Genomic DNA, 9,565 nt, shown 5'->3' with positions numbered 1-9,565 from the left:
TAACATTTCATTTTCCACAGCATTTTTTATATTTTTTTCCACTACCACAAGGACAGGGATCATTTCTACCGACCTTTTCGCTTACTGCTGGCTGAGGTGCTTGTGCTTGTTGCTCTTGTTCGAATTCTATGGCGTTTTGTTCGGCAATTTGCTTCCACTCTTCCATAGATGGATGGGAACGTCCCATTACTGTATAGAACGCATAAAGCGTCTGTTCTAAATCAATTAACCCTCCATGATAGCCGTTATGGAGATAATCCTCTATCAGTGGGAAGGCTTGCTCTGTTAATTGGGCTGTTAGAGATTCGATAACAGTTTCTTTACCACTTTCATCTAATTTGTCGTAGCTCTTTACCAGCACTTCTATTGCCTTTTCAGTTTTTGTTTCTTTTAAGATACTAGCAGCATAAATACACGTCTCATTCTTCATCGCATATGGAGCAACTGCTTCTACTACGTCATCCGTCTGAAAGCTACTTAACGCAACTGCCAATTCTTCTAATAGAATTTCTTCTTCTCTATCTAGTAGGGATACAAGTGTAGGTATATATTCGTTTAACTGTAGTAGGCCAACCGCTCTTACTGCTAAAATACCAAACACCGAGAAAAACTTTTCCCCTAGTTCTTGCTGAAGGGTCTTCTCTACTTCCTGCTTCCCATAGCTGCCTATATCAATCAGTCGCCCAAGCAGCTTTTTCGACTTCTGAAATTCAAGTGCATTAAAGCCATCGCGGTTAACGTAACCCACAACGTCCTCATATGTTTTCCAAAGTGTATCCTCGCTTGCCTCCAACAGTAGCTTATTGAAATCAGTATACTCTGTTCCTATATAGGGAGTAAGCTGTTCGGCTTTGTCTACTAGAACCTGTGAAGGAAGGTTCATGACATATTGAAGGACTAGATGTCTTTTCGATTTTTTTACCTTTTGGAGGAGCTTCATCAGAATCGGGAACGTTTCTTCTGTAACGTTATTTTCTTGTCCCCAGACTAGAGTTGTATCTCTTTCTTGTTCATCAGCATCTAGTGCATTCGTCAGTTGTTCATTTACCACCTTGCTAGGTGTAAATGGAAATTGATTTAGTACATACGATGCAAATTCTCTGACCAATCTCTCTTCATGATTGATAAGGGGGGTTACTTTGTTTAAGAATGATTGACTCATTAGAATTCCTCCTTTGATACTATCAATATACTTCCTTTTAGTAGTTAAATGCAACTGACCAATCAATTACTACAGGTTGGTCAAACTAAAATACCTCTTACCGAAATTCGCTCGAATCCCATCAAGTCTCATCATACAATTAGTTTATAAGAAAAACGGGAGTGATATTTGTGCATATCATTGAAGTTAGAAATTTAAAAAAATCGTACGGGGAGAAGGAGGTATTAAAAGGAATAGATTTTCAAGCGTCACCTGGAGAAGTCATAGGGGTTATAGGAAAAAATGGAGCAGGTAAATCTACTTTTTTAGAAATTCTTATGACCATCAAACAATTTGATACAGGAATAGTCTATGTGCTGGGAGAAGACATTCGATTAGCCTCCATGAGCCGTTTAGAAGAACTTCGAAAACAAATTGCTGTCGTTCTTCAGCCAACCCAATTTTATCGAACATTAAAGGTGGAGGAATTATTAAAATTGTTTAGGTCTTATTATAGGTCCTCCATTGCTTTAGAAAAAATTATACAAGACTTCAAGTTAGATCCGCATCGCCACAAGTATTTTGATAAATTATCAGGTGGCTGGAAGCAGATTGTTAGCCTAGCAATTGCATTTTTGTGTGAGCCCAAGCTACTTATATTAGATGAGCCAACTACCGGATTAGATCCACATATGCGTAACTTGCTATGGTCTTATATTACTGAATACAATGAATGCACTGGAGGCACTGTCATCTTGACTACCCACAACATGGATGAGGTGGAAATATACTGTGACAAGGTTTTACTTATCAATAATGGAATAACCGAAGTTTTTTCAACTACTGACAGTATTTTAGCTTTAGGCTATCGTTCTGTACATGATTTTTATCTTCAAAAAGTTGATATTTAGGAGGCAATTCAATGCTAGCTACACAATTAAAATATGATTTACTTATGTTTAGTAGAGAAGTCTTTTATATGTTTTTCACCATTATTATCCCACCCGTAACGTATATTTTTATGGGACAGTTATATGGTGAAATGACGTATGATCATGGTCTAAACTATGCTCAATCTTATACACCATCCTTTATATTACTCATCACATTTACGGTAATATTTTTTGCTTTTGGCTTTGATCAGGTTAACCACAGAATAACTGGTGTGGAAAAACGAATTCGCTTGTCTCCTGTTCCCAAAAACATTTTACTCACTTCAAGCATTTTACGTGCGGTTATTATTACGACCTTAGGTTATCTTATGATACTTAGCATTGGATTAGTTATGTATGATTTATCCTTCGTGCTACTCGATATGTTTTCTTCCTATGCTTTTTTTATAGCTATGAACATTGTCTTACTAATCATGGCATCTGCTATTTATTCCTTATTTGATAATATAAACAGTGCTCTTGTATTTTCTATCGTTATTATGCAAATCGTTATTTTTACCGGTGGTTTCGCACAGCCAATTAACCTGATGCCCAACTTTATACAAGTATTTGCAAAGCTTAACCCACTCTATCATATGAATAACTTGTTTATAGATGTATGGAACGGCCAGCTCTCTCTAACTATGGAAACGATTCTCGCTGGAAGCTATATTGGATTACTTCTATTTGTATCGGTCCTTATTATTCGTTTCATGCACAAGCGGAAAATCTAAAGACAATTATTATCAGAACCTTTACACTATTAAAGAAGAGAGGTGTCAAAGATGAAAGTATCGTTAAATATTGATAGTGATTTTAAAGAGACGTTGGTTAAAATTGAAACACCTACGCTAGATGGACCAGTCCAGGACTTACTGGAATTTATAAAAGGCAGTGAAATAGAATTTTTAGTTGGAAAAATCGATGAAATGCAACACATCTTAAAGCCCGCGGATATTCATTATTTTCATACAGATCAGGAAGCAGTCTATGCAGTAACCGCAACCGGCTCATACAAATTAAAGGAAAAGCTATATGAGCTAGAGGAAATGCTGCCATCAAGCAAATTTATACGTTTATCAAAATCTGTTATAGCAAACCTCTATGAGCTTAATCGATTTGAAGCTTCTTTCAATGGAACGCTATGTGTGTATTTTAAATCCGGAGCAAAGGAATATGTGTCTAGGACATACGTCGCTCACATTAAGGACGCACTGAAAATGAATAGGAGGAAAAAATAAATGAAAACATTTTTGTTTAGAAGTATGATTGGGATTTTCTTTGGAGCATTCATATCAGTAGTTTTTACAAGTGGGGTAGTACTCTTTAGCGACAGAGAAACGTTAAACGGGGATTTGTTTCTAAAAAATTCTTTAGGCTCTATATTTTGTGGTTGGTTATTTACAGTAACCCCACTCTACTTTGAAAATAAGCGTTTTACTATGATGCAGGCTACCGGTTTCCATTTTCTTACCGTCTTCGTAGCATACTTTATCTTAGCTTTCTTTATTGGCTGGATACCATTTACTTTGTTAAGCTTTGGAATTGGCCTGGCAATTTTCATTGTTGTTTATATTTTACATTGGCTGGCATTCTACTACTATTTCCGTCTACAAGCCAAAAAACTGAACGAAAATCTAAATTCTATCTCGGAATAGCAAGGAGCTGCTTCGGGTAAGAGCAGCTCTTTGTTATTCAATTATTGGGACGTAACCAGTTTTCTCAACCAGCTCCTGACCCTGAGGAGATAGAATCCATTCTACAAACTCATCAACATGAGGATTATCCGTATTAGCTGTCACTACATAAAACTCCGATGCAATTGGATACTGGTTGTTACGAATATTTTCTTTTGTAGGTGCAATTCCGTTTATATTTAATAGTTTAATCTGATCGTTCTTAACCATTTCGTTCGCATAAAATCGGAATGTGTACCCAATTGCGTTTTTATAATTCTTGTATTGAGCTACTTCTTCAATGATTCCCCCCATCCCACTGACAATATCTTCAGTAGGTGCTTCCATTAAAGGTGTTTCTCCCATTAAATTCTCTAAAGCTGTTTGACTACCACTTCCCTCGGGACGCTGGAATGCTCGTATAGAATCGTCGCTTCCCCCTACATCCTGCCAATTCTTAATGCTCCCTGAGTAAATATCTTGAATTTGCTGAAGGCTGAGCTCGTCTACCTCATTTTTTTGGTGGACAAAGAACACGAATGCTTCTCTGCCAATCGGTGTGAGTTTAAGCTCCACACCATTACGCTTTGCATAATTGATTTGCGCCTTAGAGGGGCCTGCAACAAAGATCATATCTACTTTACCTTCGATCAAATTATTGTAAGCATCAGGAGTCGTATTTACCATGACTTCGCTGGAGCTTGGCTCATATGTTTTTTCGGGATAAACCGCTTGAGCAAAAGAAGCATACAAAGGATACAAAGCCGTTGCTCCGTCCAACCTTGGTAAGTCCTCTGTAATTTTAAATGTTGATTCCTCCTCTAGAGTTGCAATTTTTAAAGGCTCCATGAATGGTTGATAGTCCCAAACATTTAATTCTGCATCTACCGTCGGAATATTTTTCTCATATATTTTTTTGACTGGAGTAATTGCACTGATCACTATGGCCACTCCCATTATCCCTAAAACCCATCGCTTTCTTTTTTTAGTAGTAAAAAAATTAAACAAATGGAATAGGTAAAATAAATACAGTACAATCACTCCAGTAGCCAGCAGCGAGATATAATGCATATTTCCAGTTAAAACAATTACAATAAAGAGGAATGAGCCAAAGAAAAAAATACAGATTAACCAAAATACGGCGTATAAAATTTTATCACTCAAGGATTTTTGTTTTCTTTCATCCATTTTTACCAACTCCTATTACTCAATAGATGTCGTTAACATTGGCTCATACATCATGATTGCATGATTTCGAGCAATAAACTCATCGTCTATTAATTCACTTTGCATATTATAGACTCTCCTATAAATACTGTTATGTCGAACATAGCCTCCCCAATATTCCTTGGAAATCAAATGATTCTTCTCATACACCTCATATGTTCTAGTAGAAGGATTATCTGCTCTCCATTCCCCTACTAAATGGGTATCGGTGAGATACAGTACTAGTTGATAAGGCTGCTTAGTATCATTTTTGATTTGCAAATCCAGGTAGTTATATGCACATGTAGCTCCACTTCCAAAAGGTTGACTTCGGTTAGAGTCCGGGAATACATCATAGCTATGTCGATACCTTTCCGTCACCTGAAGTGGTGTATGTAATGTAATCCAGTAAATAAGGTTTGATAGCTGGCAAAGCCCTCCACCTACTCCAACAGTAACTTTTCCATAGTGTAAAATCATTCCCTCAACGTATCCCTTTCTCTTACTAGTGTTTCCAATTAATCGCCAATAAGAAAATGTCTCTCCTGGTTGGACGATAACACCATTTAATTGCTTGATAGCTATTTTAAGATTAGTAATTTTATTGTGTTGTAGCCACATGTCTACATCTTTTAATTCACGTAGCAACTGGGTTCGATGAGTCGCAATGATTTCTGATTTTCTGGTTGATTGCTTTTTTAAAGCATACTTTTTCTTCCCAGCATACCAATCCATATAACGCTTCATACGGAAATACCTCTTCCCAAAGTAGATACGCATCCGACTTCTATTTCTCGGTTCAAGTAATTCCATTATCCACTTCAACTCCCTATAAATGGTATACAATCAATAATAGACCATTTATTCAGAAATAAGAAGATATTTTCAGAACCTAACACAGCTTCTAGTTACGAGAAAAATATAAAAACCACTCCCTATAATAGGCAGTGGCATACTTTTTAAGCATTTATAAATAATTCAAATACGTCCTTGAAGTCTTTTTTCATGTATTTATCTTTTTGCTCTAGCATCCAGTTGGAGGAAAACTGGGTTATCGATTCGAATGAAGACAATGGAGTAATGTCTTTACTTTCCATCTTGCCTACTGACTGAGCAGCGTAGCCTAAGCTATTTTGAGCAATATCAAATTTCTTTTTGTTGTCTAGCATTTGAGTTGATATGGTATGGATTGCCTTATAAAGGTCTTTGATTTCCGTAGCAAACTTTTTATGGATATCTATGCTTAATGGCACATTTCCAATCGTGAACTTAATCTCCATATCTAGATCGATAGTTCCTGCCGTTTCAAGCGCTACATCGGTGATTGGATAGTAAGCATAGTCATAGCGACGAAGCGTTCTTTTCTTACTAAGGGCATTCTCTCCATCCACATGGATTAAGGCAAGGTTAGTAAAGCAATATTCATCTGCCTTTGTTTTGATAAGAAAATAAACCACTTCACCTGCTTCATGCATGACAAAATCATCAGACTCCGTTTTATCAAAATCTGCTTTAGAAACAACCACTCCAATGTCTGAAATACCTAATGCATCTGATGCTAACTTTTTAAACAAATAATCGACCTCCTTAAAGTAACTTTATCCTATCGTACTCCTTTCTATTCACAAAGAAAAGTGGTAAAAATTATTATTTTTTGATAATATTAATTTCTATATGAGTTGAAAGGAATGTGATACATGAAAAGAATTACAACAGGAATAGCACTATCTATTCTGGTGGGACTTGCTTTAACAGGCTGCTCGGACAAAGAAGACAATGAGAAAGTAAAGGATGGAGTAATTGATAATCTACAGGATGATTATTTATCGTCTGTTGATGTAGATTATGCCTATGAATTTACTAAAAGCTTAGAAGAGTTTAAAACAAATGAAAAGCTAGGCTATCGAACAGCTGGCTCCGAGGCTGAACTCAAGACCGGCGAAAAAATTGGGCAAGAAATGGAGAAAATCGGCCTTACAGAAGTAACGAAGGACGAGTTTACTTTAGATACTTGGACATTTGAAAAAGCCGATTTAACGTTTACGGATGAAAATGGTAAAGAGCATTTAGCGGTTCTTGGTGGCTACCAGGTTAATTTCAATACAAATGGCGTCAAGGAATACGACATTGTTTACGGTGGCAAGGCCACAGCTGAGGACTTAGATGGACTCGACATCGAAGGCAAGCTCGTTTTAATAGATATTAATCAGCGTGAAGAATGGTGGATAAACTACCCAGCATACCAAGCGCATTTAAAAGGTGCCGCAGGAGTTATAGCTGTGCAGGAAGCTGGTTATGGAGAAGTCTCTCCAGATGCATTGAATGCTCAAGATTTTTGCGGACCGGACGACGCTCCTGCATTTTCAATGTCCCAAACGGATGGAAATAAGTTAAAAAAATCATTGGAAGCTAGTGAGATGGGCTCCATGAAAGTGAAATTTGATGCAAAATCTACTGTTGAAATGGATGGCAAATCCTATAATTATTATGGAAAAATCGTAGGGAAGGATCCAGAGTCTTATATTATCTTATCTGCCCATTATGATTCCTACTTCACAGGATTCCAGGATGATCATGCTGCCATAGGATTATTGATGGGAGTAGCCAAGGGTCTAATCGATAGCGGCTATCAGCCAGAAAAAACGATTATCTTTAATGCACTAGCTGCTGAAGAGTGGGGAGTTTCAAACTCTCGCTATGACTGGTCCACTGGTGCATACAATCAAATATTTAACGTTCACCCAGAATGGGCTGGAAAAGCATTTGCTAACATGAACTTTGAACTCCCTGCATATGAGCACACGACGCAGGACGAAATTCGTGCTACATACGAATTGAACAATTACCTTACAGAATTCTCTAAAGATGTTCCAGCAGTAGAAGGTGTTTATAAGGATGGAATTTCTGTAATATCTCCATTGCGTACTTGGTCAGATGATTTTTCCTTTAATATTGCAGGGGTTCCAGCTTTACGCAATGATTTCCAAGATAGCGATTTTATGCGCTCTCATTACCATTCACAATTTGATACAGAAGAAACGTATAATGAGGAAGCTTTTAAATTCCACTTGAATTTATATGGTCTTCTAACTATGCATTACGACAAAACGGCTGTGGTGCCTTTAGACTTTACCACTCGTTTGAATGCTATGAAAGAAACAATTGATGAAAATGCCTTTGAACAAGCTGAGGTATCTAAGGACGAGCTGATTGACGAGATCGATCAGGTGATGGATACAGCAAAGGACGTAAACAAAAAGGTTGCAAAGATTAATGAAGATTATTTAAATGCTATAGCTAAAGGTGACCAAGCTGCTGATAAGAAGCTTTATAACGAAAGCCGTCAGCTTAACAGTGATTTATTAGCTGCATTCAAGCATGCAGAGGACAGCTTCACTCGCCTTACTTGGGAGGACGTTGTTATATTCCCTTACGAGCACGCACAAAACAATATAAATAACTTATCCCTTTCTATTGAAGCGTTAGAAGATGGAGATCTTGCTACACCTCTGGATGAATACTTATGGAACATCGATAATAACTGGTATGCCTATGATTTCGAACAAGAAGTATTTGATTACTTCACAGATTACGTGATAGATGCACCTGCTGAAAAGCTCATGTGGGGTGCTGGAAGAATTGTTGGTCATGAAGATCTGTATGAAGTCATCCATTCTCTTAAAGGAAAAAGCGACATAGAAAATGCTGACTTAACAGAAGAAATTGAATCACTCAAGCAATCATTAACCAATCAAGAAGCTTTACTAAAAACAACTACATCACAGCAAGTTGCTGATTTAAGAGAACTAGGCAGACAGTTAGAAAATTTGAAGTAAAATGAATCGAGTAGGAGGGAGTGATTAACTCCCGACCTCTCACACCACCGTACATACGGATCCGTATACGGCGGTTCAATTAAGATGAATAACGCAAAGTTTCATAACGAGTTTGCAGACTTTTGAGCCCTCGATAACTCCAATAGGAGTTATTGAGGGTTCTATTTAATATGGGGCTCTTTGAAATGCGCCAGTAGCCTTTACGGCTATTTCCCCACTCATAAGCTTTCCCGTAAGGAATCTTAAAGCGAGCGAGATTTCTGACTCTTGTTTGGGGGTTCTTCCAATTCTTCCATAAGCACATGCGTAATCTTCGTTTAATCCAACTATCTAATTGTTTGAGGATACTAGGCGTATCGATTAATGCGAAATAGCCAAGCCATCCCACTAGATATTGGTTCAACTGCTCAATACGGTACTCTATAGAAAATGGTTTCTTTCTAGAGGTGATTTCTCTTACTTTCTTCTTCATTCGTTCTAAAGCAACTTTGGCAATTCGAATCTTTGACTCTTTATGAGAAGTAAAACTAAAACTAAGAAACTTTCGTTTCCAAGGACGGTCTACCGCTGATTTTAGTTCATTTACTTTCAGACGCAGCTTCTTTTCAATAAACCTCTGTACGCTTTTCATTGTACGTTCTCCTGCGCGTTGACTTTTCACATAAATATTACAGTCGTCTGCGTAGCGAACGAACTTGTGACCACGATTTTCTAATTCTTTATCGAGCTCATCTAACACGATATTTGAAAGCAGGGGGCTCAAAGGTCCGCCTT

General features: G+C 37.4%; 10 protein-coding genes. 5 read left to right on the top strand and 5 right to left on the bottom strand.

The annotated features are described in order from the left end of the window. Window positions 1-7: 7 nt before the first annotated feature. Window positions 8-1,162: a YecA family protein gene (locus AC06OU_RS04600; RefSeq protein ID WP_475854270.1), complete on the bottom strand. Its 1,155-nt coding sequence runs from the start codon at window positions 1,160-1,162 to the stop codon at window positions 8-10. A 170-nt stretch (window positions 1,163-1,332) separates the two neighbouring features. Between AC06OU_RS04600 and AC06OU_RS04595 the strand changes: the two genes are divergently transcribed. The 4 genes from AC06OU_RS04595 to AC06OU_RS04580 are packed head-to-tail and all read left to right on the top strand — an operon-like array spanning window position 1,333 to window position 3,731. After that, window positions 1,333-2,052: an ABC transporter ATP-binding protein gene (locus AC06OU_RS04595; RefSeq protein ID WP_475854268.1), complete on the top strand. Its 720-nt coding sequence runs from the start codon at window positions 1,333-1,335 to the stop codon at window positions 2,050-2,052. Window positions 2,053-2,063: 11 nt separating this feature from the next. After that, window positions 2,064-2,807 carry an ABC transporter permease gene (locus AC06OU_RS04590; RefSeq protein ID WP_475854266.1) on the top strand — a complete coding sequence of 248 codons (744 nt, stop codon included), beginning with the start codon at window positions 2,064-2,066 and terminating at the stop codon, window positions 2,805-2,807. 51 nt (window positions 2,808-2,858) lie between these two features. Beyond that, window positions 2,859-3,314, top strand: coding sequence for a LytTR family DNA-binding domain-containing protein (locus AC06OU_RS04585; protein WP_251557081.1), 456 nt, complete (start codon window positions 2,859-2,861; stop codon window positions 3,312-3,314). Then, window positions 3,315-3,731: a DUF3021 domain-containing protein gene (locus AC06OU_RS04580; protein ID WP_475854264.1), complete on the top strand. Its 417-nt coding sequence runs from the start codon at window positions 3,315-3,317 to the stop codon at window positions 3,729-3,731. 33 nt (window positions 3,732-3,764) lie between these two features. Here AC06OU_RS04580 and AC06OU_RS04575 read toward each other — a convergent pair whose 3' ends face one another. The 3 genes from AC06OU_RS04575 to AC06OU_RS04565 form a co-directional block, all read right to left on the bottom strand. Then, window positions 3,765-4,937: a substrate-binding domain-containing protein gene (locus tag AC06OU_RS04575; RefSeq protein WP_475854263.1), complete on the bottom strand. Its 1,173-nt coding sequence runs from the start codon at window positions 4,935-4,937 to the stop codon at window positions 3,765-3,767. 15 nt (window positions 4,938-4,952) lie between these two features. Then, window positions 4,953-5,768: a VanW family protein gene (locus tag AC06OU_RS04570; protein WP_475854261.1), complete on the bottom strand. Its 816-nt coding sequence runs from the start codon at window positions 5,766-5,768 to the stop codon at window positions 4,953-4,955. Between the two features lie 146 nt (window positions 5,769-5,914). Continuing rightward, complete coding sequence (locus AC06OU_RS04565) at window positions 5,915-6,529, bottom strand: PH domain-containing protein (RefSeq protein WP_169361130.1); 615 nt, start codon at window positions 6,527-6,529, stop codon at window positions 5,915-5,917. Window positions 6,530-6,652: 123 nt separating this feature from the next. On the opposite strand from AC06OU_RS04565, the gene AC06OU_RS04560 reads away from it, so the two are divergent. Continuing rightward, window positions 6,653-8,791 carry a M28 family peptidase gene (locus AC06OU_RS04560; RefSeq protein WP_475854259.1) on the top strand — a complete coding sequence of 713 codons (2,139 nt, stop codon included), beginning with the start codon at window positions 6,653-6,655 and terminating at the stop codon, window positions 8,789-8,791. Window positions 8,792-8,870: 79 nt separating this feature from the next. On the opposite strand, the gene AC06OU_RS04555 is transcribed toward AC06OU_RS04560, so the two are convergent. Then, on the bottom strand, window positions 8,871-9,565 hold a 695-nt coding region (locus tag AC06OU_RS04555), incomplete at its 5' end, for a group II intron maturase-specific domain-containing protein (protein ID WP_475854258.1).

Source organism: Psychrobacillus sp. (genome assembly GCF_056205495.1).
The sequence above is the reverse complement of the archived record's forward strand: the minus strand, read 5'-3'. Positions and strand labels throughout refer to the sequence as shown.